The 22,733-nt window shown below is 68.5% G+C and carries 24 protein-coding genes and 2 tRNA genes; 19 read left to right on the plus strand and 7 right to left on the minus strand.

Annotated features, from left to right (window positions below):
* Position 1 precedes the first annotated feature (1 nt).
* From ACIPC1_RS13470 to ACIPC1_RS13480, 3 genes are all read right to left on the minus strand, one after another.
* Positions 2 to 961, minus strand: coding sequence for a bifunctional MaoC family dehydratase N-terminal/OB-fold nucleic acid binding domain-containing protein (locus ACIPC1_RS13470; protein ID WP_402516402.1), 960 nt, complete (start codon positions 959 to 961; stop codon positions 2 to 4).
* Positions 958 to 2,343, minus strand: coding sequence for an acyl-CoA dehydrogenase family protein (locus ACIPC1_RS13475; RefSeq protein ID WP_402516403.1), 1,386 nt, complete (start codon positions 2,341 to 2,343; stop codon positions 958 to 960). Before ACIPC1_RS13475 ends, ACIPC1_RS13470 begins: the two co-directional genes overlap by 4 nt.
* Before the next feature lie 389 nt (positions 2,344 to 2,732).
* Positions 2,733 to 3,038, minus strand: a complete 306-nt coding sequence (locus ACIPC1_RS13480; RefSeq protein ID WP_365440626.1) for a hypothetical protein — start codon at positions 3,036 to 3,038, stop codon at positions 2,733 to 2,735.
* 397 nt (positions 3,039 to 3,435) lie between these two features.
* Between ACIPC1_RS13480 and ACIPC1_RS13485 the strand changes: the two genes are divergently transcribed.
* Positions 3,436 to 4,320 (plus strand): bifunctional DNA primase/polymerase, encoded by an 885-nt coding sequence (locus ACIPC1_RS13485; RefSeq protein WP_402516404.1) that lies wholly within the window; start codon positions 3,436 to 3,438, stop codon positions 4,318 to 4,320.
* 92 nt (positions 4,321 to 4,412) lie between these two features.
* Here ACIPC1_RS13485 and ACIPC1_RS13490 read toward each other — a convergent pair.
* Positions 4,413 to 4,499, minus strand: a tRNA-Ser gene (locus ACIPC1_RS13490).
* 962 nt (positions 4,500 to 5,461) lie between these two features.
* The gene (locus ACIPC1_RS13495; protein WP_402516405.1) at positions 5,462 to 6,280 is read right to left on the minus strand and encodes a class I SAM-dependent methyltransferase; all 819 of its coding nucleotides are present in this window, start codon (positions 6,278 to 6,280) and stop codon (positions 5,462 to 5,464) included.
* Positions 6,281 to 6,339: 59 nt separating this feature from the next.
* Here ACIPC1_RS13495 and ACIPC1_RS13500 point away from each other — a divergent pair, with 59 nt between their 5' ends.
* From ACIPC1_RS13500 to ACIPC1_RS13580, 17 genes are all read left to right on the plus strand, one after another.
* Complete coding sequence (locus ACIPC1_RS13500) at positions 6,340 to 7,056, plus strand: GntR family transcriptional regulator (protein WP_402516407.1); 717 nt, start codon at positions 6,340 to 6,342, stop codon at positions 7,054 to 7,056.
* Positions 7,057 to 7,887: 831 nt separating this feature from the next.
* Positions 7,888 to 8,154, plus strand: coding sequence for a DUF6284 family protein (locus ACIPC1_RS13505; RefSeq protein ID WP_402516408.1), 267 nt, complete (start codon positions 7,888 to 7,890; stop codon positions 8,152 to 8,154).
* Positions 8,151 to 8,342 (plus strand): hypothetical protein, encoded by a 192-nt coding sequence (locus ACIPC1_RS13510; protein ID WP_402516409.1) that lies wholly within the window; start codon positions 8,151 to 8,153, stop codon positions 8,340 to 8,342. The genes ACIPC1_RS13505 and ACIPC1_RS13510 overlap by 4 nt, the downstream gene beginning before the upstream one ends.
* Before the next feature lie 20 nt (positions 8,343 to 8,362).
* Positions 8,363 to 8,590, plus strand: coding sequence for a hypothetical protein (locus tag ACIPC1_RS13515; RefSeq protein WP_402516411.1), 228 nt, complete (start codon positions 8,363 to 8,365; stop codon positions 8,588 to 8,590).
* The gene (locus ACIPC1_RS13520; RefSeq protein WP_402516412.1) at positions 8,587 to 9,477 is read left to right on the plus strand and encodes a DUF2637 domain-containing protein; all 891 of its coding nucleotides are present in this window, start codon (positions 8,587 to 8,589) and stop codon (positions 9,475 to 9,477) included. Before ACIPC1_RS13515 ends, ACIPC1_RS13520 begins: the two co-directional genes overlap by 4 nt.
* A complete protein-coding gene (locus tag ACIPC1_RS13525) occupies positions 9,477 to 9,866 on the plus strand; it encodes an RRQRL motif-containing zinc-binding protein (RefSeq protein WP_402516413.1) in 390 nt (129 codons plus the stop codon). Before ACIPC1_RS13520 ends, ACIPC1_RS13525 begins: the two co-directional genes overlap by 1 nt.
* Positions 9,867 to 9,878: 12 nt before the next feature.
* A complete protein-coding gene (locus ACIPC1_RS13530) occupies positions 9,879 to 10,196 on the plus strand; it encodes a hypothetical protein (RefSeq protein WP_402516414.1) in 318 nt (105 codons plus the stop codon).
* A 2-nt stretch (positions 10,197 to 10,198) separates the two neighbouring features.
* Complete coding sequence (locus ACIPC1_RS13535; protein WP_402516415.1) at positions 10,199 to 10,498, plus strand: hypothetical protein; 300 nt, start codon at positions 10,199 to 10,201, stop codon at positions 10,496 to 10,498.
* Positions 10,499 to 10,595: 97 nt separating this feature from the next.
* Positions 10,596 to 12,707 (plus strand): FtsK/SpoIIIE domain-containing protein, encoded by a 2,112-nt coding sequence (locus tag ACIPC1_RS13540; protein WP_402516417.1) that lies wholly within the window; start codon positions 10,596 to 10,598, stop codon positions 12,705 to 12,707.
* A 206-nt stretch (positions 12,708 to 12,913) separates the two neighbouring features.
* On the plus strand, positions 12,914 to 13,378 hold the full coding sequence (locus ACIPC1_RS13545) for a hypothetical protein (RefSeq protein WP_402516420.1): 465 nt from the start codon (positions 12,914 to 12,916) through the stop codon (positions 13,376 to 13,378).
* A gap of 90 nt (positions 13,379 to 13,468) precedes the next feature.
* Positions 13,469 to 14,752: a DNA cytosine methyltransferase gene (locus tag ACIPC1_RS13550; protein ID WP_402516422.1), complete on the plus strand. Its 1,284-nt coding sequence runs from the start codon at positions 13,469 to 13,471 to the stop codon at positions 14,750 to 14,752.
* Positions 14,753 to 14,841: 89 nt separating this feature from the next.
* Positions 14,842 to 15,189, plus strand: coding sequence for a hypothetical protein (locus tag ACIPC1_RS13555; protein WP_402516425.1), 348 nt, complete (start codon positions 14,842 to 14,844; stop codon positions 15,187 to 15,189).
* On the plus strand, positions 15,186 to 16,064 hold the full coding sequence (locus ACIPC1_RS13560; RefSeq protein WP_402516428.1) for a DNA primase: 879 nt from the start codon (positions 15,186 to 15,188) through the stop codon (positions 16,062 to 16,064). The genes ACIPC1_RS13555 and ACIPC1_RS13560 overlap by 4 nt, the downstream gene beginning before the upstream one ends.
* Before the next feature lie 119 nt (positions 16,065 to 16,183).
* A complete protein-coding gene (locus tag ACIPC1_RS13565; RefSeq protein WP_402516431.1) occupies positions 16,184 to 16,474 on the plus strand; it encodes a hypothetical protein in 291 nt (96 codons plus the stop codon).
* Positions 16,471 to 17,883, plus strand: a complete 1,413-nt coding sequence (locus ACIPC1_RS13570; protein ID WP_402516433.1) for a phage/plasmid primase, P4 family — start codon at positions 16,471 to 16,473, stop codon at positions 17,881 to 17,883. The genes ACIPC1_RS13565 and ACIPC1_RS13570 overlap by 4 nt, the downstream gene beginning before the upstream one ends.
* 235 nt (positions 17,884 to 18,118) lie before the next feature.
* Positions 18,119 to 18,304, plus strand: coding sequence for a helix-turn-helix transcriptional regulator (locus tag ACIPC1_RS13575; protein WP_402516436.1), 186 nt, complete (start codon positions 18,119 to 18,121; stop codon positions 18,302 to 18,304).
* Positions 18,305 to 18,441: 137 nt separating this feature from the next.
* The gene (locus ACIPC1_RS13580) at positions 18,442 to 19,740 is read left to right on the plus strand and encodes a tyrosine-type recombinase/integrase (RefSeq protein WP_402516437.1); all 1,299 of its coding nucleotides are present in this window, start codon (positions 18,442 to 18,444) and stop codon (positions 19,738 to 19,740) included.
* Between the two features lie 135 nt (positions 19,741 to 19,875).
* On the opposite strand, the gene ACIPC1_RS13585 is transcribed toward ACIPC1_RS13580, so the two are convergent.
* Positions 19,876 to 19,962 (minus strand) — tRNA-Ser (locus tag ACIPC1_RS13585).
* A gap of 87 nt (positions 19,963 to 20,049) precedes the next feature.
* Positions 20,050 to 21,639 (minus strand): trypsin-like peptidase domain-containing protein, encoded by a 1,590-nt coding sequence (locus ACIPC1_RS13590; protein WP_402516439.1) that lies wholly within the window; start codon positions 21,637 to 21,639, stop codon positions 20,050 to 20,052.
* A 257-nt stretch (positions 21,640 to 21,896) separates the two neighbouring features.
* Between ACIPC1_RS13590 and ACIPC1_RS13595 the strand changes: the two genes are divergently transcribed.
* A complete protein-coding gene (locus tag ACIPC1_RS13595) occupies positions 21,897 to 22,706 on the plus strand; it encodes a glycerophosphodiester phosphodiesterase (RefSeq protein WP_402516442.1) in 810 nt (269 codons plus the stop codon).
* Positions 22,707 to 22,733: the final 27 nt, after the last annotated feature.

A 22,733-nucleotide genomic window follows, 5' to 3' on the forward strand; every position in this document is an offset into this window, starting at 1 on the left:
GTCAGCCTCCACCGCCGCCCGCGCCGACCTCGTCGGCCCGGAAGACCGGTAGCTCCAACTCATCGTCGTACCGCTGGAATTCGAGCCGCACGGGCATGCCGATCCGCACCTTGTCGTACGGCACCCCCACCACGTTGCTCACCATCCGCACGCCCTCTGCGAGTTCGATCAGGCCGACCGCGTAGGGAGGGTCGAAGGCCGGGAAGGGCGGGTGGTGCATGACGACGTACGAGTAGACCGTGCCGTCCCCGCTCGCCTCGACCGTGTCCCACTCCGGGCAGCCGCATGCGTTGCACCCCGGCAGCCAGGGGAACCGCAGCGCGCCGCAGCCGCCACACCGCTGGATCAGCAACTCATGCCGACCCACGCCCTCCCAGAAACCCGCGTTGTCCCGGTTGATCACCGGACGCGGGCGTCGCGCCTTCGGTTCCCGCTGCTTCCGGAGCCCGGCCGGTGCGTACTTGAGGATCCGGAAGCGGTGCGTCCCCGCCGGCTCGCCGCCCGCCTGTACATCCATCCGTGTCGTGACGAAGTACCCCCTCCCCAGCTTGGTCGTCTTGGGCTCAGAGACCGACTCGATCACTGCGTCGAAGGTGATCTCGGCCCCGGGCCGCAGTGGACGCAGATACTCCTGCTCGCAGTCGGTGGCAACCACCGAGGTGTAACCGGCCTCGTCGAGGAGTTCCAGCAGCTCGTCGTACGCCTGGGTACGCCCCGTGTGTCCGGAGAGGCCGCCCATGGTCCACGCCTGGAGCATGGTGGGCGGCGCGACGGCGTCCGGCCCCTCGTACGCCGGATTCGCGTCCCCCATCGCCTCGCACCAGTGCCTGATCATCGGTGCGTTGACCGGATCCCGGCCCGCGCCGGCGACGGCGGCCGGCCGGCCCTCGTACGCCTTGAGCCGCCCGGACAGCACGCTTGCCCCGTCCACTTCGTCCACCCGGTCCACTTCGTCGCTCACCGCCGCCCCCTCCGCATCCCGAGCCGCATCGTCGCCACGATCTCCCGCTGCACCTCGCTCACCCCGCCCCCGAACGTGTTGATCTGCGCCGCCCTGTTCATCCGCTCCAGCTCGCCGTCCCCGAACACCCCCGGTGAACCGGAGCGGACCAGGGCTTCCGCTCCGACAATTTGCTGACATATTCGGTACACCGCGACCGCCGATTCGGTTCCCACCACTTTCACGCCGCTCGCGTCGCCCGGCGCCAGCCGACCGGCCCCGACATCCCCCACCAAACGCCAGTTGAGCAGGCGTGATGCCGCCAGCCGGGCATGCGCCTCGGCCAGTTGGAACCTCACCCACGGCTCGTCAACCCGGCGCCGACCGGTCACCGGATCGGGGTTGCGCGCCGCTTTCAGCGCGGCCGCATAGAAGTCCTCGGCCTGCATGCCGATCGCGGCGAGCGCGACCCGTTCGTGGTTGAGCTGGTTGGTGATGAGATTCCAGCCGCCGTTCTCCTCTCCGACGAGGTTCGCGGCCGGGACGCGGATCCCGTCGTAGTACGTGGCCGTCGTCGTCTGCCCGCCCACCGTCTCGATCGGTGTCCACGAGAAGCCGGGCGCGTCCGTGGGCACGAGGATGATCGAGATGCCCTGGTGTTTGGGCGCTTCCGGGTCGGTCCGGCAGGCGAGCCAGATCCAGTCGGCGTTCTGGGCGTTGGAGGTGAAGATCTTCTGCCCGTCGATCAGCCAGTCTCCGCCGGCACCGCCATCGACGCCTGCGCCGGTGCCGGTGCCGGTGCTGCCTCCATCGGCTCCGGATTCACCCGCGCCCCGAGCCGCACTCTCAGCCGCGCGCGAGTCGGAGCCCAAGCCAGGGCTCGAAGCAGGACCCGAGCCAGGACCAGGACTCGAGCGGGGGCCCGCCCCAGGGCCAGGACCCGAAGCAGGGCCCGAGCCGAAGGCATCCCCGCACTCCCGCACCGCCCGCACCGCCCGCGTCCGCAGCGACGCCAGGTCCGTCCCCGCCTCGGGCTCCGAGTACCCGATCGCGAAGACGAGGTCACCGCTCAGGATGCGGGGCAGGAAGAAGTCCTTCTGTTCCTCGCTCCCGTACTTCATGAGCGTCGGTCCGACGGTGTTCAGCGTGACCATCGACACAGGCGCACCGGCCCGGTACGCCTCGTCGAAGAACACGAACTGCTCATCGGCGCCGCGCCCTTGGCCCCCGTACGCGACGGGCCAGCCGAGCCCGAGGAGCCCGTCGGCGCCGATGCGACGCAGCAACGCGCGCTGCCTGCCGGGGTCATCGTGCGGCGGAGGCCCGTCCGGCATCAGATCGCGGAAATACGTACGGAGCTCGGCGCGCAGCCGCTGGTGGCGTTCGGTGGGGGCGAGGTGCACGGCGGCGGCCTCCCGGACCTCGTACGAACAAGGGTTTCTGACTGTCCGTCAGACAATGCGGACTGTCAAGGTCACCGGAGCCCGCACCAGGCACCTTCGCCGGACGCTCCAGGCGCCCCTCCCGAACATCCCGAGCGCAGAAACTCTGCGCACGAATCTCTGCGGACGGACCCGAGGCACGCACCCCTGATGCACACGTACTCGATACGCGCGGACCCCGCCGCGCACGCCGCACACGCACCCGATGTGCATGGGCACGCACACGCGTGGACACACAAAAACGTCTGCGCGACAGCACCGAAGCACCGCCGCGCAGACGCGTTAGAACCCCACAGAGCACAACCCCGCACGGGAGTTTCCGGGCCGATGAGGGCGCATCGGCCCGCGGCTCACCAGAGGTTGGTGAAGTTGACGACGGTGTTCGACTGGTCGATGGCCGTGAACGCGGAACCGTTCACCTGGGCCGTGTTGTTCTGGTTGGAGGCGCCGGAGCCGACCGCCTGCTGCTGCGTGGTGGACGAGTTGCCGTGGTTGTTGCCACCGACACCGCTGCCGCTGATGGTCGCCACCGCCGCGTTCGATCCGTCGTCCGCGAAGGCGCCGTTGTCTGCCGCCGCGACACCCGTGAAGAGGGTGGCCGCGAGGGGCAGGGCCGCGACGGCGGCGAAGACGCGGGCGGTACGGATGCTTGCCATGTGAATTCCTCCAGAAGAACCGGATGTACGCACCGGGGTGAACCGGGAAGTACGGCTTGTCCCAAGGCAGTTGGCCGACCGCCTCGGTGATGTGCACGACGTCGCGACTCCAGAGTTGCCCACCGAATCCCCGGCGAACCACCCCGGAAGCACCGATTCCCCCTGAAGCGTGAGGACAAGTCGATAAACTCCTTTCGCGACCTTTCACCCATCGACTCTGGCTCAAAGTCGCAGGTCAACGCCGCAAGGTGGGCTCGGACGACAGGCACCGCACGAGATGAAGCGTTCCGGCACCTTTTCGGCCAATCTCTCCCACACCCCCTGAAACGCCCGCCGCCGATCCTGTGCCTCGCCGAACCCTCTTCCCTTTTTCGAACACTCGTACGAACATAGAGGCATGGCCACCACCATCGACCGGCAGGCCACGACCATGGCCCTGGCCCACGCACTGTCCGCCGCCGAGCGCGGCCTCGCGGTCATTCCGCTGTCCCGTACGAAGCTCCCCGCCCTCCGCTCCCCTCACCGCACCGACCCCGCCGGCCTGCCCGTCTGCCACGGCGAGTGCGGCCGCTTCGGGCACGGCGTGTACGACGCCTCGACCGACCCACGCCGCATTCGCACGCTCTTCACCGCCGCCCCCTGGGCCACCGGCTACGGCATCGCCTGTGGCCTGCCGCCGTACCACCTGATCGGCATCGACCTGGACACCAAGTCCGGTACGGAGTCGTCGGCGGCCCTGCGCGAACTGGCCCTGCGCCACCTGTTCACCATCCCGGAGACAGTGGTCGTCCTCACCCCGAGCGGCGGCCGCCACCTGTGGCTGAGCGGTCCGCCGGACGTGGCCGTCCCCAACTCGGCGAGCCGACTGGCCCCCGGCATCGACGTCCGCGGCGCCGGCGGCTACCTCGTCGGCCCCGGCTCCCGTACCGAACAGGGCGTCTACAGCACCGCGCCGGGCACCGCGCAACTGGCTCCCGCACCCTGCCCACCGGCCCTGCTACGACTACTTCTGCCGGCACCACGGCACGCCAAGCCGACTTCGTCCTCGACACCGGCGGACGTCCACGGGCAGGGCCAGGGCCTGATCCAGTTCGTCCTGGCGGCCCACGCAGGCCAACGCAACACCCGTCTCTTCTGGGCGGCCTGCCGCGCCTACGAGAACGGCATCGGCCCGGCCCTGACCCCCGCCCTGATCGACGCGGCCGTCCACACCGGCCTCACACTCCGCGAGGCCCGCTCGACGGTGGCCTCGGCGGCACGCATGACAGGAAACCGGACCTGAAGGGCAACGCAGACGCAGAAGGAGAGCAACACAGAAGGGGTGCCCCCGTTCTCAGGGGCACCCCTTCTGACCTGCAACACGTCTGACCTGCGCGGTGGGTGTGGGATTTGAACCCACGGTGACATCGCTGCCACGACGGTTTTCAAGACCGCTTCGTCAGGCGGCTCGGACAACCCACCTCCCGCCCGCCCACCAGGGGCGGAGCCGCTACGGCCTACCGGTAGCGCTGCACGATCCCGCCCCCCTGGCCAGAGGTTGGCCACAAGGTCTAGGAATCGCCCGTACGGCCCCCCTCAGCCGGAGGCCGTACGTCTCGACGAATCAGGGACACAACCGCAGCGACAACAGTCACGGCCGTGCCGATGGACGCGGCGAGCGCAGGCACGAAGATTCCCAGAAGGATCACCGCAAGAGCGATGCCGCCAAGGCCGCACAGCACGATTCCAGGCCGCCGGTACAGCGGTGGGCGCGATGCCCGGACAACCGGCCGATCAGAGGGATCGTCCCCCTCCGGACTTGAGCCTTCGGAATCAGTCGGTAGTGTCATTACTGACCTTTCTCATGCGTGGGACTAGGTCAGGGCGGCTCCCGTTCCAGCGGGGGCCGCCTTCCTTTTGCGGCCACGCCACCTGACAGAGACATGGTGGCAGGGAGTAACCCGAGCGCAAATCTGGTTATCCACAGCCCATGTGGACGGCGGCCGTTTTCCTGTGCATAAACCCGGGAAACCTGTGCACAAACCTGTGGAGATGAGTATGGATAAAATCCCAGATCTAAAGGCGGCGACTCTCTGACCTGCTGATATACAGTCCACGGCCTGTGCAGAAGAAAAAATTTCGAGGATTACACGCAGTAATGTGGAACGAAAAACTCTGCCTTTGAATCTATTCGCGTAGATATCCAGAAAATCCCTCAGAGGGCCGCGCATTATATCGGGTGACTCTGACACGCCACCCCCTTCAAACCATGCAGAGAATTCAGGCGCCGAAAAAGCGCGGACTATACAGCAGAGCACTGACAGCGAGAGGCCGGGGCAACGCGAGCGCCTTGTTTGCCACTGTCATCTCGCAGAAGGGAGGCAGGTCACAGATGGCCACCGCCCTCGAAGGTTCGGGCGGTGGCCAGTGGAAGGGGAGGGAAGTCAGCCGTTGGCGTCGGCGGGCGCCCGCCCCACCGCGAGCAGATGAGAGCTTGCGGCGAGCAATTCCGGGTACGGCTCAGCCATCCGCGCGGCAGTCATGGCGGACGCGATCAGGTCGTCCGTGGGCCCGTCGCCCGGCTGCTGTTCAACTGCCTTCACGAGCGACCATGCCGGCCCCTCAATCCCGAACACCTGCACGTCACTGAGTCCCGATTCTCGAAACTCGTCAGCAAGCTCCTCGCCACGGTGGAAGTACGCCAGGGTGAAGTGATCGCCGTCGTGTACCGCAGTACGGAGGATCTTTGAGATTGCCTCCTGCATGCGCTCCGTGTGGAGGTGCGCGTATGTGACGTGCTCGAAGAGCGAGGCATAGCGGTTGATCGCCGCTGCGACCACCAACCCTCCCGGCTTCACGACGCGTCGGGCCTCCGAGAGTGCCAAACGGCGGTCGTCGGCGTCGGGCAAGTGATAAAGCGGGCCGAGTAGCTGCACGACGTCGTAGCTGTTATCAGCCGCGTCCAGGTCTCGCGCGTCTCCGAGTGACGCCGGGCAGACAGTGGACGCCTGCTCGACATGGCGAGGGACGGGGTCCACCAAAGACACCTCGTATCCATCCTTCACCAGCCACTCCGCATGCACTCCCGTGCCACCCCCTACGTCCAGCACGCGCGCTGGGGCCGGCGGTAGGAAGCGATGCAGGAGTTCCTTGGTTCGGGCCAGTTCGAGACGACCGTCTGCCGAGTGACGCAGGCGGCTGCCTTCGTTCACGGTCTTGCCGTAAAAGCGCAGGACAGAGGGGGCCAGTTCGTGACTCGACATAGCAGCAGTATGGTGTGTACCGGTGGACCAGTCCACCCTGAAGTGTCGGAAGGGAAGTCATGGCCCTCCTGAAGTATGAGGAGATCGCGGAATCGCTACGTGCGCGTATCGCCGCCGGCGAGTTCGAGCCGGATGAGCCTTTGCCCTCCGGACGTGACCTCGCGGAACAGTGGTCGGTGTCGCGTGCGACCGCCATCAAAGCAATGGACGTGCTACGTAGCGACGGTGTTGTCGTGGCCAAGCAGGGAACGGGGTTCGTTGTGACGAACACACCCGTCGCGCGGCCTGCGGGCGCTCGACGGGCGGGTTCCGCCCGTATCTCTGGAGGCATGCCCTTCGAGCGGGTCGGTGAGCCGGATTGGGCAGCGCCCCCGGTGCACGTGGCCGCCGCGCTGCGCATGGATTCGGGAGTCGTCGCGTTGCGACGCACTCGAATCCACCGGCTCCCGGACGGGAGCCCACACAGCTACGCGGAAGCGTGGTTCCCGCCGGAGATCGCGGAAGCCTCCCCTCGGCTTGCAGAGACCGCTCCCATTGCCGAAGGAACGACTCGTTACGTTCGTCGGCAGACCGGCTGCTATCCGGTAGAGGGGGTGGACGTGACCACTGTGCGCCTCGCAACCGAGCATGAGTCCCACCACTTGGCGCTGTCCGAGGCGACGGCGGTTGCCGTCATCCTGCACACCGCGTACGACCAACAAGGGCGCCCGCTCGTATGTGAAGAGGGGGTCACTCCCTCCCCCCACTACGAGCAGGTGGAGACCTATGCGATGTAGGCCTGAGTTACCCATAGAAAGAGCTGGACCGGTCCGCCGGTCCAGCTTTTTTGATGCTCTTTCAGCTCTCCGGCCAGCAGTGATGCTTCGCGTGTCGACAAAGTAGATACCCCATCACTTGACTGGACCGGTCCACCGGTCCAGTCTTTGGATGTGCCCGGAGGAAAGCCCCGCAGGGGGTGAGTACGAAGGAAGCACCGATTGGTTGAGAACTGAACAGTGATCGTGCGGGGCTGACGCGGGAGCGGCGGTCACGGCAGGTGCCTAGGGCGAGGGTCCGGGTGGCAAACCGTCGTGATGAACGCAGCTCTCCCCCTATGCGCCTGGCAGGCGCCACCCGGTTACGGGTGTGGGGAGGTACAGCGGGCTCCAATGCACGTGGCGGGATGAGAAGACCGCCCCCGAGACGACCGGGTGACGTCGTCGGCGGCACGCCACCTTGCACGTTTCGCGCAAGCCGCCCTGCTGGCGTCAGAGCAGTGACGAAGACGCACCCGATTCCCCCGGCTCGGGACCGGTCCGCCGCGCAACGGCGGACCGGTGAAGCCGTGTCCCTGCCCTCTGCGGGAGGTCGGTGTGAACCGACGACATCTGTAGGCGCCGCCGCTCGGACCCGCGGCCGGCGCCGGAACGACTTGGGTCCCCTTCCTGGCCTCGCGGCGCCTCATGCCGCGGCCGGCTGCCTCTCCCACCCGTCCGGGACCGCTTGCTGCGGTGGCCGTACGGATGGGGGCGCGGGGAGCCGGAAGTCGCTCCAACGGCAAGTGGTCCCCGGGTGGCACCCCGGGGACCACGTTCGGGCCGTACCACCTGTGAGAGGAACCACGACCCATGAAGCACATCGGTACTGATCAGGCAGTTGTTACCGCCGACGCTTTCGACCGCGAGCCGACGTTCGCGGAGCTGGACGCGATCGACCGCGAGATGCCCGTCATCCGGGCGGACGTCGACCTGTTGGACGCGCAGATCATCATGTTGGACCGCGCGTCGACCGAGCTGGACACGCGCCGGGTCCGCAGGGCCCACCGCCGCGTACTGGCGGCCCGCCGCTCCCTGGCGAACACGGCCGCTCCGGTCCTTCCGGAGGTGGGCGCATGAGCGCGACCACTTCCCCCAAAAGCCTGGCCCTGCTGCTGATCACACTCGGTTTGTTGGCCTCGATCACGGCCACCGTGGCCGCGATCGTGACGCATGAGCAGGCCTGGCGGTACGCCATCTCGCTCGGCTGCCTGCTGCAGCTCGTCGGCTGGGTACTACACGGCCGGCAGCTTCGGGGCGGTGCGTGATGGGCCGCCGGTTCAAGGACATGGAGACCCCAGAGCAGCAGTACGCCCGTGAGGCAGCGGTGCGTCCCCACCGCCCGGCAGTGGAGCCGGAACAGCTCTCCAACCAGGAGTGGCGGCAGATGGACGGCTACGAGCAGGCCGCCTATCTGTCTCGCTGCGACGGTGACGAGACGGCCGCGCGCAAGCACGAGGAAGCCAGGGCTGAACTGATCACCCCGAAGCCGAGGAAGCGGGGGTGGTTCCGGTGAACCGCTGGGGAAAGATCCTCCTGGTGTCCGCGCTGGTCGTGGTCGTCGCCATGGCGTTCCGAGTCTCCTGGAACGCGCTGCGGGACATCGCCGGCGCGGTTGGCGCCGACAACACGGCCGCGACCTTGTACCCGTTCGTGGTCGACGGCCTGATGGCCCTCGCCCTGATCGCCACCCTGGTCCTGACGGACAAGGACCGGACGTTCGCACTGCGGGTGCTGGGCACCTACACGCTCGCCTCACTGGTCCTCAACTACGTCCACGGACTCGTTCCCGAGTTGCACGGTGCGTCGGTCGACTGGGGGCGGCTCGCCGACTGGGACCCCGCCAACTACGCGTTGGTCCTGCTCGCGACATCGCTTCCGGTCGGGTCGATCTACTTCGGCTCGGACCTGGTCGCCAAGGTGCTGCACCATCACCCCGCCCCGATTCCGGCTCCGATCGCGAATGCGGAGGAATCTACCGAGACCAACATGATTCGGTCTACGGCTGACCTCGCGGTATCGACCCCGGCGCCGATCACTGTGGCTCCGGTGCGTATGCCCGATCCGGTCGCGGTCGACTTCGTGAAGTCGGCTCTGCCGTTCAAGACGGTACCGGCCCTCGCCCCGACTCCGGTCAAGGTGACCGGGAAGCGTGCGGTGGCTGCCACATCGACCCGACCGCGTCGGGCGACCGGCAGCGTTCCCACCGTCGCCCGATCGGCACGGCCGAAGCGGACCCCGGCTCAACTGCTTGACGAGGCGCGGACGGTGACGGCTGGTTGGTCGGCCGCAAAGGTGACCGCTGAGGGCATCCGCCGTGAGGTCCACACCTCACCGGCCAACGCCCGGATGCTGCGTGACGCCTTGCTCGCTGAGCGCGCCGCCGCTGTTGGGACGCCGTGATGTCCGCCGCATACGGCAAGTGCTTCGACCCCACCGGTGCGCTCTACGGGATCCCCACGTACCCGTGGAAGTACGCGCCCGACGATGACCAGTTCGCCACCCGTCGGCAGTTGCGGGCCCGGGGCCTGCGTCCGGGCGGACAGCCGATAGCGGCGCAAGTCATGCGCATCAACCGGCGCGCGGGCGGGGTGCGGGTCGCCTACCTGTACCGCATCGACCTGGCCAAGCCGGTACGGCCTATGACCTCGCGGAAGTGGGGCGCGCTCGCGCTGGCGATGCTCGCCCGCCGCACCTGCCCCAAGTGCCAGTTGATCTACAGCTACTGCATGCCGCGCTCGCTCGGCATGTGCGTGCTGTGCGCCTACCCCGACCACTCCGACAGTCCCTGAGGAGTTCTGACCATGGGCAACGCTGACACCCGCCGCCTGGACCGTGCGATTCGCGAGACGAACCGCAAGCTCGAAGCGGTCCGCCAGGGCGAGACATGGCCGCTCACCGGTTCCGAGCGCCGAGCGATGCTCGCCGCCCTCGCCGGCGGCTCCTACCGCACCCTTCGCCACAAGAGCACCACCGGCGCGGACAACCGAATCGACTCCGTCTCCAACTCCGCTGAAACCCGCCTGATCGCGGAACTCACCGCGTTGCAGATCGAACGGCAGCGACTCGTCACCGAAGCCGCACGCGCCAAGGCCGCCAAGAAGTCCTCCGGCTGGTGGTGACCATGACGCCAACGCAGCGCCGTTGCCCCGCCGCTCACCCCGAAGATCCCACCCCTTGTGGCGGCCCGCCCGTGGTGACCGTGCTGGACGTGGTCAATGCGGGTGCCGACGGGTGCGAGCACCACGGCGCCCGGCTGCTGGCCTCGCTCAACCGAGGCCGCGTCTACGCCCTGCCCGACGCCCCGCAGGGTGCCGCGATCCGCGTCTTCAGGGCCGCTGACAGTATCCGCCCGTTCTGCTGGTTCGGCGGTCCCCGCATCGAGTCGTCCCAGCTCAGCCGCGCGGAGAACCGCGCCCGTTGACCCGCGCGACCCCCATCCGTGCCGCCGCCGGGCGGGGTGGCTGTACCCCCCCTCAACTTCCCGCCCCGATCCCGGGGCAGTCAGGAGTCTTCCCGTCATGGGTGACACCGTCATTCACCTGCACAAGAACACCGACCCGCCCGCCGTGACCACACTGACCGTGGTCCCCGACCCGGCACGGACTGCACCCGTGCCGCTGTGGGTGCGCTCGGGACGCGCCGTCAAGACCGCAGTCACGCACGAGACCACCAAGACGACCGCCCGGGCCATTGCCCGCCACACCCTCTACATCGCTGGCGGCGCCCGCATCACGGCCAAGCGGACATGGGACGGCCGCACCGCCTCCCGCTACGAGCGGATGTTCCGTGCGGCGGAAGCCGCGGGGAACTACGAGGTCGCGGCTGAGTGGGAGGAACGCGGGCAGCGTTTCCGCGCGGAGCGCCACCGCCGCCGAATGGACCTCCTTCACTCGCCCGTGGATGCAGCCAAGGGAGTCCTGGTCGGGACCGGGATGGGCATCGGCGCCCTGGTCGCGCTCGGGGTGGTGCTGGCGATCGCCAACAAGGACGTCACCGACGTGATCTCACCGATCATGGCCGTGATCGAGTTCATCCGCCTCATCATCACCATCGTCTCTGTGGTGTGGGGGCCCGCGATCACTATCGGCCCGTTCCTCGCCCTGCTCGCTCTGTGGGCGATCGGCAGCAAGCAGCAAGCCGCACCGGCATGGGCCCTGCCCGACAACGTCCGCAACAGCGAAGGCGAGCCCATCACCCCCTCGATCGTCGTCAAGGCCCTGCGTGACCTCGGAGTGCCCGCGCTCCGCAACGCGATCAAGGAAATGGGTGACGCCGGCGCGTCGATGCTCGGTCCGATCCGCATCGCGGGATGCGGCGTAGAAGTCGACGTCACGCTCCCGTCCGGAGTGGCGACGAACGAGGTGCAGGGCAAGCGGCGCAAGCTCGCCGAGAACCTGACCCGGCACGAGCACGAGGTGTTCATCACGATCCCGGAAGCCGCCCGCACGGTCCGCCTGTGGATCGCGGACTCGGGTGCGCTCGATGAGCCGATCGGGCCGTCTCCGCTGGTCACCGACGCCACGATGACCGCGAACTATAAGACCGGTAAGGCGCCGTGGGGTCAGGACTTGCGCGGCGACGCTGCCGAGCTGAGCGCATATCAGCGCCACCTGCTCATCACCGGCCGCTCCAACCAGGGCAAGACCGCCGCCCTGCGTGCCCTCGCCCTGTGGCTTGCCCTCGACAAGTCGGTGCAGTTCTGGCTTGCCGACCTCAAGGGCGTCGGTGACTGGGCCATGTTCGACGGTATCGCGGACGTGCTGATCGAGGGACCCTCTGACGACCACTGCATCCAGGCCACCGAGATGACCGAGGACGCGGTGAGCGAGATGAACCGGCGGATCGAGGCGCGCCGCGCCGACCCCACCGCGACGTTCCCGCCGCTCATCGTCCTAGTGGACGAAGCACAGAAGGCGTTCATGTGCCCGGCCGTCGACGGCACCAAGCGGCCCTACGGCGGTTCCAAGGCCACCTCCCGGTACTTCATGGCCGTCCGCGAGATCCACAACCAGGGCCGTGCGGTCGACGTGCTGATGTGGCAGGGCACCCAGGACCCCACCGACCAGAACCTTCCCAAGCTGGTCCGTGAAGGCGCCCATACGCGTGCCTCACTCGTCCTCGGTTCCGAGTCGCAGGCCAAGATGGCGCTCGGGGACAAGGCCGTTGAGGACGGCGCGGCCCCGCACCTGCTGAGGCAGGGTCTCGACAAGGGAACCCTGGTCGTCGCTTCGGACGGCATCGACATGCCCAAGGGCCAGTCGTCGATCACGGTGCGCACGCACTTCATCGACGACGAACCGGCCGTCGAGATCGCCGCCCGCGCCAAGGCGATACGCGATGGGGTCACCACGCTGCGGGTCATCGAGCGGGGCGAGGAGCGCGAGCCGCTCGCGGACATCTTCGACGTCATGGGAGACGAGGAGCGCTCGCTGACGCAGGACATCGTCAAGCGGCTGTCGGTCCTGTCCGGGGACGTGTACGGCGGTTGGTCGTTCGTCGACCTCAAGCGCGTGCTGGAGGCCGCCGACGTGGAGCCGTACAAGTCGCACGGCCGGATGAACATCCGCCGTGACGATGTCGCCCGCGCCCTCGCCGACCGCGACACCGACGGTTCCACTTCCGCTTCCTGATCGCGGGGAGGCGAGCCCTCCCGTCGTGGGGAGGCGGGGAGAACTCCCCAACCGCCTCCCCGCCCTGCCTCCCCCGCGCTGATCAGCGGAAACATCACTTTGGGGAGGCGGGGAGGCACCCCATGTCAGACCCCTGACACCCCCTCCACAGCCACCCGGCAGGGGGTGTCCTCGCCTCCCCAACCCAGCACCGGAAGGGATTCCGCATGTACTCCGAACACCCCACCCACTCCCGCCCCGTGACCGCTGTGGAAGTCCACCAGCCCGTGCCGCTCGCCCCCGCCGTGGTGGCGCCGGCGCCGCTCGTGCCCATGCAGCCGGGCAGCGTTCCGGCCGTGGCGAGCATCGTGCTTCCCGACGGGCGGGTCGTCACCGGATACGCGATCAACCCCGTCCAGCCCGAACCGGTCACCGCCAAGCCCGCCGTCTCCCGTGCGGCCGTGAACATCGCCCTCGGGGGCGTCGGGTTCCTCGCCGTGTGCGGCGGCTTGCTCATGCTCACCGCCTTCATCGCCGCCCTGACCGCCCTGATCACCCAGCTCGTCATCCTCGCCGCCGTCATCTTCGGCGGATGGATCGCCGTGCAGGTGTTCAGCGCGAGCGGCCCCAGGCAGGGGACGACGGTCAACATCCGCAAAGCCGTGATCAAGCGGAACAAGTTCTACAGCTAGCTACGCCAAGGGCGGCCCCCCTCATCTCGCCAAAGATCACGGGGCCGCCCTTGTCAGCCAGAACCCGTCAAGGAACTGGAGACAGCCAGCATGACCCATGCTCCCGCCCTGCCGCCGGAGGGCGGCAACATCAGCCTGTGCACCGGCTCCGGTGCACTCGACCAGGCCGTGGAAGCCGCCACCGGACTGCCCACGGTCATGGTCGGCGAGAAAGACCCCGCCGCATCCCGACTGCTGGCCACCCGCCTGCCCTGGGCCCACAACCTCGGGGACATCACCGCGGTCGACTGGGCCGGACTGGCCGCCACTGTGCCGCGTCCAGAGGCGCTGACCGCCGGCTTTCCCTGCCAGGACATCTCCAACGCCGGACCCCGGGGAGGGATCGCAGGTGACCGCTCAGGACTCTGGAAAACCATCGCCCACGGAGCCATTCGCCACCTACGACCCCGCCTCGTCTTCCTGGAAAACGTCGCCGCCCTGCGCAGCAGGGGACTCGATGTCGTCGCCGCCGACCTGGCCGCGATCGGGTACGACGCGCGATGGATGTGCCTACGCGCTGGAGATCCCGAAGTCGGAGCCTGCCACCGCCGAGACCGCTGGTTCGCCGTCGCCTATCCCGCTGCTGAAGACCCCCACCTCACAGTTGGGACGCAACGGGGGTCCCCAGCATCCGGACAAGCGCAAGGCGGGCGGGCACGGGCCCACGCTGGAGGACGAAGTGGTCTTCTTGCTACCCCCGGCGGACATCTGAGGCTGCTGCCCACCCCTGCCGCGGCGGACGGGACCGGTGGCCCTGGCGTCTCTCCCAAGCGTCTGGGCGGGATGAACCTGCGCACCGCCGTGACGCTGCTGCCCACCCCGGCGGCACGTGACTGGAAGTCCGGGGCCTCCAACCTGCTGGGCACCAACTCCCGTCCGCTGAACGAGGTGGTGGTCAACCTGCTGCCCACCCCGACCGCACGCCGCTACGGCCGCAACCGGTCCGCCTCTCCGGGTGCGAGCTCGCGCCCCTCGATCGAGTACCTGGCCCGCGACCTGGCCGACGACCGGCAGTGGGTGGCCACCAACGGCACCGACTACGGACCCGCCATCCACCGCTGGGAGCAAGTCCTGGGACGCCCCGCACCCGAGCCCACCGAACCCGGGACCAAGGGCAACCGCCGTCTGTCCCCGGCCTTCGTGGAATGGATGATGGGCGCCGATCCCGGCTGGGTCACCGGCACGGACCTGGGGCTGTCCCGCTCCGACCAGCTCAAAATCCTCGGCAACGGCGTCGTCATCCACCAAGCCGCCCTCGCCTACCGCACCCTGCTCGCCGTCGCACCCGAAGCGGCGGAACCAGCACCGGCCCAACTCGCCCTGGACATCGCCTAGCTACGCCAAGGGCGGCCCCCTCATCTCGCCAAAGATCACAGGGCCGCCCTTGTCAGCCAGAACCCGTCAAGGAACTGGAGACAACCAGCATGACCGACCACAACGACAAGCCGCGAGTACCGGACGGCACCGACCGCGTCACCCTGGTCCGCACCGAGCCCCGCCCCGACGGCAGCACCGTTCTGGTCCTGCTCACCGTCGGCCCCCCGCTCACCCTGATCGAACACCGCATGACCCTGGACCCCTACCTGACCTGGTCCCTGCTCCACACCCTCACCCGCGACCTGAACGGCATCGAACCCCCCGGACCCAACCCCGAAACCGTCGCGTACCTGGACGCACTGCGCACCGGCGACAAGGAAGCCATCAACGCCGCCCTGAACGGCTACAACCACCGCATCCTCAACCTGTGGACCGACGGGGACGCAGCCGCATGAGCGCGCCGCCCGATCACCTGCGCACCGCGCTCAGCCTCGCGGCAGCCGGTGTGCCGCCGCTGCCACTAAGGGCGGGGAAGGTGCCGTTCGGGAACTGCCGTTCCTGCGTTGATGGCGCCTGTGGCGGCCGGCCGAATATGCGGAACGCGGGCCCCTGCCAGTGCCCCGCCCCGTGCCACGCATGGGCCGCCGCCGCCACCGACCCACGCACGCTCACCTCGCCCACGTGGACGCTTGCATGGCGTCAGGCCGTGGCGGTCGCCTACCACCCCGGTGGCGCGTCGGTGACCGTGGTCGACCTCGACAACGCGGAAGCCCTCGCATGGGCCCGTGCGTCCCTGCCCGCCACCCGTACGGTGACCACGACGCGGGGCGAGCACTGGCTGTACCGGGGGGTCATGCGGTCCGCCAACGCCGTACGGCCCGGCGTGGACGTCAAGTCGTCCATGCAGTACGTCCGTTGGCTCGGGCCCGGCACCGGCCGCATCATCGCCCTGCCGGACTGCGTCCGCGCGTTGGTCGTGAAGGAAGAGACCACCCCCGCCCCTGGGAAGGTGGTCTCTTCCCTCCACCGACGCGCCACCTGGGACCGCACGGTCGCCGCGGGATGCCGCCATACCGAGCGCTACGTCCGCACCGGCCTGAACCGAGGCCTGGCCCTCGTACACAGCCGCACCGAATCCGGCGCCGGATCACAGGCGTTCGGGGTCGCGCGGTTCCTCGCAGGACAGCATCAACACTGCCCCGGCCCCTGCGGGCTGCCCGTCATCGGGGAAGAGATCGTGACCGCCGCCGTCAGCGTCGGCGTCCCCGAGCCCTACGCCCGACGCGCCGTCACCAACGGCCTCCAGACGGCACAGGGACGCGCGGCATGAACAAAGCATCCCGTAATACCGCGAAAAGGCCTCAGGGCGCCGTACAGAGCCCGCCACGGCCATCCGTGGGCGACCCGAAGGTCGCCGCCCGCAAGGGCGTCCTTTCTGCCCTTCCGCGCTTGAAGCGGTTCCCGGCGGGCGAGGGACGCGGCAACGGCGGTGACCCGACGCCGGATCAGCCCGGTATCCGCATCTACGCCCCACCGGTCTACCGCCACCACAAAGACGGCGCCCGCTGGTCCAAACGACCAGGTGACACCCCGAACGCCGCCTACGCCTGCATCTGCGGGCAGACCCGCATGGCCACCGGCTCCCACGCCGTGGCCGCACTGGTCGCCGACTACGACGCACACAAAGCCGCCTGTAGCGGCGCCCTTGCCCGGCTCCCCGAAGGGAGGACCGCCGCATGATGAGCCGCCCCGAGACTGACACCGAGGAACTACCCCCGCCCACCAACCCGTTGGCCGTAGCCCGCCGGCTACTGCCCGACTGGCAGACCGAGGACGGACGGCTCCTGTACCGGCGCTGGCGGGCATCGTGGATGCGCTGGAACGGCTCCTGCTGGCGCGAGATGGACGACGCGCAGATCCGCGCCGGCATGTACACCCGCCTCGAACACTCCATCTACATCGGCCTCAACAAGAAGGGCGAGCCGGAACCGCACCAGTGGGCCCCGACAAAGCAGAAGATCGGCAACCTGCTCGATGCCCTCGGGGCAATCACCCTGCTGCCCACGGATACCGACGCCCCGGCATGGATCGATGGGCAGGGTGCCACGGGGCAGGATGAGGGGCCCATCGTGGCCTGTGAGAACGGGCTCCTGCGCATTCAGGGCCGGGCGCTGCTGCCGCACGGTCCTGAGTTCTTCAACCTCGTGTCCGTGCCGTTCGCCTACGACCCCGACGCGACCGCGCCGACGTGGGAACGGTTCCTCGCGCAGCTCTGGCCCGACGACCCGGACACCATCGCCGCACTTCAAGAGTGGTTCGGCTACGTCCTGTCCGGGCGTACCGATCAGCAGAAGATCCTGCTCATCGTCGGCCCCTCTCGCTCCGGCAAGGGCACCATCGCCCGCGTGCTGAAAGCGCTGGTCGGCAAGGAGAATCTCGCTGGCCCGACCCTGGCGGGGCTCGGGACGAACTTCGGTCTGTCCACGCTGATCGGCAAGTCCCTCGCGATCATCTCGGACGCGCGTCTGTCCGGGAACGACAACAGTCAGGTAGTGGAGCGGCTGTTGACGATCTCGGGTGACGACACGATCGACATCGACCGTAAGTTCCGTGAGCCGTGGACGGGCCGGGTCCCCTCGCGGCTGATGATCCTGTCCAACGAGCTGCCGCACTTCGGCGACTCATCCGGTGTCATCGCCAATCGGTTCATCCTGCTCAGCATGCGCGTGTCATGGCTCGGCAAGGAAGACCCGACCCTCACCGACCGTCTCACCGCGGAAATGCCCGGGATCCTCAACTGGGCTCTGGATGGGCTCGCACGTCTCCAGCGCAACGGGCGGATCACGCAACCGTCTTCCAGCCGTGACGCGATCACCACCATGCAGGACACTGCTTCACCGACCAGCGCATTCGTCCGTGAACGCTGCACCACCGGCCCGGCATGCACCGTCGCCGTGGACGACCTGTGGAACGTCTGGCGCGAGTGGGCCGAGGACAACGGCGTCCGCCACGGCACGAAACAGATCTTCGGCCGCAATCTGCTCTCCGTGATCCCGCAACTCACCCTCACTCGCCCCCGCGATGGCGGCACGCGTGTCCGCATCTACACCGGAATCACCGTGCGTCCCTCCCCAGACACATCCGAGTAGGGCAGCGCTGACATTCCGCCGGGTCGCGGACCATCGCGGACCACCTCGCCTGACCTGCGCATTCACCAGCCCCGAAACGCGCCCATCGCGGACCACGCTCCCACAGGTGGTCCGCGATGGTCCGCACACCAGGCTCTACAAAACCGCAGGTCAGGCGGGGTGGTCCGCGATGGTCCGCGACCCACGACATTGTGCCGCCAACCACACCCCGAGAGTCCCGCAGAGGAGTCGCACCATGGCTCGCCCCCAGATGCTCAAGCTCCCCGAAGTCCTCGAAGAGATCGAGATGAGTCGCGCCGCCTTCTACCGGATGCGCGCCCGTGGCAAGGCGCCGAAGCTCATCAAGCTGCCGAACGGCCAGATCCGTTGCCGTCGCAGCGACTTGGACGCGTGGTGGACAAAGCACGAGATCGCGGCCTGACCGTTGACCGACCCGATGGGGCCCGCCGTACGGCAGGCCCCATCTCCGTGAGGAGCACAATGCACAGCTACGACGTGCGCATTTGGAACGTTAGGAAGCGTCCAAGCAAGGCCGCTCCGTTCCAACTTCGCTGGCAGGTGGACGGGACGGAGCACCAGGAGAAGTTCTCAACCAAGACCCTCGCGGACGCGCGCCGGGCAGAGCTGCTGACCGCGACCCGCAAGGGCGAACCGTTCGACCCGGAGACTGGCCTCCCCGTCTCGGAGGTGCGCGAGCGGAACCGTACGAGCTGGTACGCCCACTCTCGCGCGCACGCCGCGCGGAAGTGGCCGACTGCGGCGGCAAAGCACCGGGCGAGCATCGCGGAAAGCCTGACCATCGCCACGATGGCTCTGTGCCCGGCAGGCAAGGGACGCCCGGCAGACGACCTCTTGCGCCGCGCCCTCTACCAGTGGGCTTTCAACGCTGGGCGCCACGATCAGGATGTGCCGGAAGCGGAAGCCAAGGCTCTGGCATGGGTGGACCGCAACGCGCCGGCCGTGGTCGACCTGGACAGCGCCAAGCGCATGCGCACGGTGCTGGAACACCTGGCTACACGTCAGGACGGCAAGGCCGCCGCCGCGAACACGTTCCGGCGGCGCCGCGCGGTGCTGAGCAACTGCCTACGCCTGGCCGTAGAACACGAGTTGCTGCCCGGAAACCCCCTGCTCCGCGTGCACTGGGAGACACCCAAGGCAGTGGAGGAACTGGACGTGCGGAGCGTCGCCACGCCCGCACAGGCACGGGCGCTCCTGGACGCGGTTCGTGCGCAGGGGCCGCGCGGTGTTCATCTGGTCGCGTTCTTCGCCTGCATCTACTACGCCGCGATGCGCCCGGAAGAGGTGTCCATGTTGAGCGCTGACCAGTGCGAACTACCCAAGGAGGGGTGGGGGCGGCTCATGCTCGCCGGCGCCCGGCCGCAGGTTGGTTCCGCGTGGACAGATGACGGCAAGCCGTACGAGGAAAGGCAGTTGAAGCACCGGGCTCGCCGCGCGGTCCGGCCCGTGCCGATTCCGCCTGTCCTGGTCGCCATACTGCGGGTGCATCTCGAAGCGGTCGGGACCCCGTCCGAAGGTCAGTTGTTCAGCGCCGTCCGCGGCGGGCCGATCCGGTCGCAGGAGTACGGCGCCGCGTGGAAGGAAGCCCGCCGAAAAGCGCTCACGCCGGCGCAGGTGGCCTCTCCACTGGCAGCTATCCCGTACGACCTGCGGCACGCCTGCGTGTCGTTCTGGCTCCGCTCCGGGGTGAGCCTCGCCGAGACCGCGCGGCGGGCCGGCCAAAGCGTCGCCGTTCTCCAGCGCTACTACGCCAAGGTGCTGGACGGCGAGGAAGCCACGATGAACGCGCTGATCGAGCAGGGGTTCGCGGACCATGAGGAGGGTGCCGAGGGCGCGTGAATCCTGGCCGCAGGTTGGCCGCACGCGCTGGTCAGAAGTGGGATACCGGCGAATCAGGGTGAGACAAGGTCATGCAGAAGGGGTACCGCTCCGGAGAGTGGCACCCCTTCTGACCTGCATAGCTTCTGACCTGCGCGGTGGGTGTGGGATTTGAACCCACGGTGACATCGCTGCCACGACGGTTTTCAAGACCGTTCCCTTAGGCCGCTCGGGCAACCCACCCTCGCCCCGGCCCACCTGGGACGGAGCGGGTACAGCGTACCCGCCCCGGGAGGTGTCGTGGGCTGGTGGGCCACTTGGGGGCCACGGTCAGCTGTCGCCCTCGCGTTCGCCCAGGGTGACGTCGGTGGTGTGGGTCTTGCCGTCGCGCGTGTAGGTGAGCTTGACGGTGTCGCCGGGCTGGTGGGTCCAGATCTCGCCGATGAGGGTGGGGCCGCTGTCGATCACCTGGTCGTCGAGCTTGGTGATGACGTCACCGGACTTGAGGCCGGCCTTGTCCGCGGGACCGCCGGACGTGATCGAGGCGGAGCCGCTCGCCCCCTGGTCGGTGATCTTCGCGCCGCCGGTGCCCTCTTCGAGGGAGACCGACGCGCCGATCACCGGGTACACCGGCTTGCCCGTCTTGATCAGCTGCTGGGCGACGGTCTTCGCCTGGTTGATCGGGATCGCGAAGCCCAGGCCGATGGAGCCGGACTGGCTGGTGCCGTCGAGGCTGCCGCTCGACTGGATCGCCGAGTTGATGCCGATGACCGAGCCCTGTGCGTCCAGGAGCGGGCCGCCGGAGTTGCCGGGGTTGATCGAGGCGTCCGTCTGTAGGGCGCTCATGTACGAGGCAGCGCTGGACGTGCCGTCGCTGGAGGCCACCGGGCGGTTCTTGGCGCTGATGATGCCCGTGGTCACCGTGTTCGAGAGACCGAAGGGCGCGCCGATCGCGATCGTCGAGTCGCCGACGGCGACCTTGTCGGAGTCGCCGAGGGCGAGGGGCTTCAGATCCGACGGCGCGTTCTTCAGCTTGATGACCGCGACGTCGTAACCCTGCGCGTGGCCGACCACTTCGGCGTCGTACTTCTTGCCGTTGGAGAAGGTCGCGGTGAGCTTGCCGTTGTCGACCGCGTCCGCCACCACGTGGTTGTTGGTGAGGATGTGGCCTTCCTTGTCGAAGACGAATCCGGTGCCGGTGCCGCCCTCGCCGCTGCTGCTCTCGGCCTCGATGGTGACCGTGCTCGGCAGCGCGTTGGCGGCCACGCCCGCGACGGAGTCCGCGGCGCGCTTCACATCACCGCTGCTCTGCGGGGCGGAAACCGTCGTCGAGCCAGTGGAGTCGTCGTTGTCCTTGGCCAGCGTGTAGCCGATGCCGCCGCCCACGCCGCCCGCGACCAGCGCGGCGACGAGGATCGCGGCGACCAGACCACCGCGTCCGCCACCGGACTTGGGGGCGGGCTCCTGGTAGGAGGAGCCCCAGCCGGTGCCCGAACCGCCGCCGTCCGCGTACGAGGGGGTGGCGGGCGGCGGGGGCGGCCAGCCCGCCTCGGCCGCGGAGACCGGCGCCCCGGAAGGCCCGGTGGCCCCGGAGTCGTGGCCCTGCGCGTCAGGAGCCCCGGCGCCCACGGAGGCGTACGCCGGTGCATGGTCCGGAGTTCCGTAGGCCGGTGCCTGGTCGGGTGCGCCGTAGGTCGGCGTCTGGTCCGGGGAGCCGTACGCAGGCGCCTGGCCTGATGTGCCGTACGCCGGTGCGTGCTCCGGTGTGCCGGGGACGCTCGGAGGCACCGCCGGGAGTTGAGCGGTCGGCACGCTCTCCCCCGGCGCGGCCGTCTGCGCGGAAGCAGCGGGAGTGTCCACCGGCACAGGAGGTGCGGACGGGGCCGGGGGTACCGCAGTGCCCTCGTTCTCGGTGCTCACAGCTCTTCTCCTCGATCCACGGCTGTTGTTCTCGGTCGCACTCGGTCACGCTCGCTCACGCTTGTCGGCGATCCGGCGCGAATCAGCTGTGCATGTGTTCTTGTCTGCCGTCAGCTTTTCCCACTGGACGTCAGAGCACCATAAGCGGTGCCTGTGTGTCCGAGACCGTTCTTTATAAGGGTCTTGTCAGGCGAAATTAACCCATTCCTGGCATATCCACCCTCACGCCTGCCCTTCAACGGTGGCACCATGACGCGGTGACCCATGCACGACAGCACCCGATTCAGGTCGTCGCCCACCGCGGAGCCTCCGAGGAGGCACCCGAGCACACCCTGGCCGCGTACAAGAAGGCGATCGAGGACGGTGCGGACGCCCTCGAGTGCGATGTACGACTGACCGCGGACGGCCATCTCGTCTGCGTCCACGACCGCCGCGTCAACCGTACGTCGAACGGCCGTGGAGCGGTGTCGGCCCTGGAACTCGCCGATCTCGCGGCGCTGGACTTCGGCGCCTGGAAGAACCGCGACGAGTCCCCCGACTGGGAGTACGGCCCCGGGGACCGCGAGGACACCTCCGTCCTCACCCTGGAGCGGCTGCTCGAACTCGTCGCCGACGCCGGCCGCCGGGTGGAACTGGCCATCGAGACCAAGCACCCCACGCGCTGGGCCGGCCAGGTCGAGGAGCGGCTGCTGCACCTGCTGAAGCGTTTCGGCCTGGACGCCCCGGAGTCCGCCGCGGAGTCGCCCGTACGCGTCATGAGCTTCTCGGCGCGCTCACTGCACCGCGTCCGGGCCGCTTCGCCGACCCTGCCCACGGTCTATCTGCTGCAGTTCGTCTCACCCCGGCTGCGCGACGGACGGCTGCCCGCGGGTGTCCGGATCGCGGGCCCGTCGATGCGGATCGTACGCAGTCACCCCGGGTACATCGACCGTCTGAAACGCTCCGGACATCAGGTCCACGTCTGGACCGTGAACGATCCCGAGGATGTCGACCTCTGCGTTGAGCTGGGCATCGACGCCATCATCACCAACCGCCCGGGCGCGGTCCTGGGACAGTTGGGCCGCTGACGCAGCCGCACATTTTCAGCCAGCGAT

The sequence above is a fragment of the Streptomyces sp. NPDC087263 genome, from assembly GCF_044744645.1.
Lineage (GTDB): Bacteria > Actinomycetota > Actinomycetes > Streptomycetales > Streptomycetaceae > Streptomyces.

Coding starts and splice junctions, on each gene's coding strand:
- ACIPC1_RS13555 (WP_402516425.1), top strand. CDS start 14,842: ATGACCGACCACAACGACAAGCCGCGAGTACCGGACGGCACCGACCGC.
- ACIPC1_RS13510 (WP_402516409.1), top strand. CDS start 8,151: ATGAGCGCGACCACTTCCCCCAAAAGCCTGGCCCTGCTGCTGATCACA.
- ACIPC1_RS13540 (WP_402516417.1), top strand. CDS start 10,596: ATGGGTGACACCGTCATTCACCTGCACAAGAACACCGACCCGCCCGCC.
- ACIPC1_RS13545 (WP_402516420.1), top strand. CDS start 12,914: ATGTACTCCGAACACCCCACCCACTCCCGCCCCGTGACCGCTGTGGAA.
- ACIPC1_RS13575 (WP_402516436.1), top strand. CDS start 18,119: ATGGCTCGCCCCCAGATGCTCAAGCTCCCCGAAGTCCTCGAAGAGATC.
- ACIPC1_RS13535 (WP_402516415.1), top strand. CDS start 10,199: ATGACGCCAACGCAGCGCCGTTGCCCCGCCGCTCACCCCGAAGATCCC.
- ACIPC1_RS13560 (WP_402516428.1), top strand. CDS start 15,186: ATGAGCGCGCCGCCCGATCACCTGCGCACCGCGCTCAGCCTCGCGGCA.
- ACIPC1_RS13480 (WP_365440626.1), bottom strand. CDS start 3,038: ATGGCAAGCATCCGTACCGCCCGCGTCTTCGCCGCCGTCGCGGCCCTG.
- ACIPC1_RS13550 (WP_402516422.1), top strand. CDS start 13,469: ATGACCCATGCTCCCGCCCTGCCGCCGGAGGGCGGCAACATCAGCCTG.
- ACIPC1_RS13505 (WP_402516408.1), top strand. CDS start 7,888: ATGAAGCACATCGGTACTGATCAGGCAGTTGTTACCGCCGACGCTTTC.
- ACIPC1_RS13525 (WP_402516413.1), top strand. CDS start 9,477: ATGTCCGCCGCATACGGCAAGTGCTTCGACCCCACCGGTGCGCTCTAC.
- ACIPC1_RS13500 (WP_402516407.1), top strand. CDS start 6,340: ATGGCCCTCCTGAAGTATGAGGAGATCGCGGAATCGCTACGTGCGCGT.
- ACIPC1_RS13515 (WP_402516411.1), top strand. CDS start 8,363: ATGGAGACCCCAGAGCAGCAGTACGCCCGTGAGGCAGCGGTGCGTCCC.
- ACIPC1_RS13570 (WP_402516433.1), top strand. CDS start 16,471: ATGATGAGCCGCCCCGAGACTGACACCGAGGAACTACCCCCGCCCACC.
- ACIPC1_RS13495 (WP_402516405.1), bottom strand. CDS start 6,280: ATGTCGAGTCACGAACTGGCCCCCTCTGTCCTGCGCTTTTACGGCAAG.
- ACIPC1_RS13485 (WP_402516404.1), top strand. CDS start 3,436: ATGGCCACCACCATCGACCGGCAGGCCACGACCATGGCCCTGGCCCAC.
- ACIPC1_RS13530 (WP_402516414.1), top strand. CDS start 9,879: ATGGGCAACGCTGACACCCGCCGCCTGGACCGTGCGATTCGCGAGACG.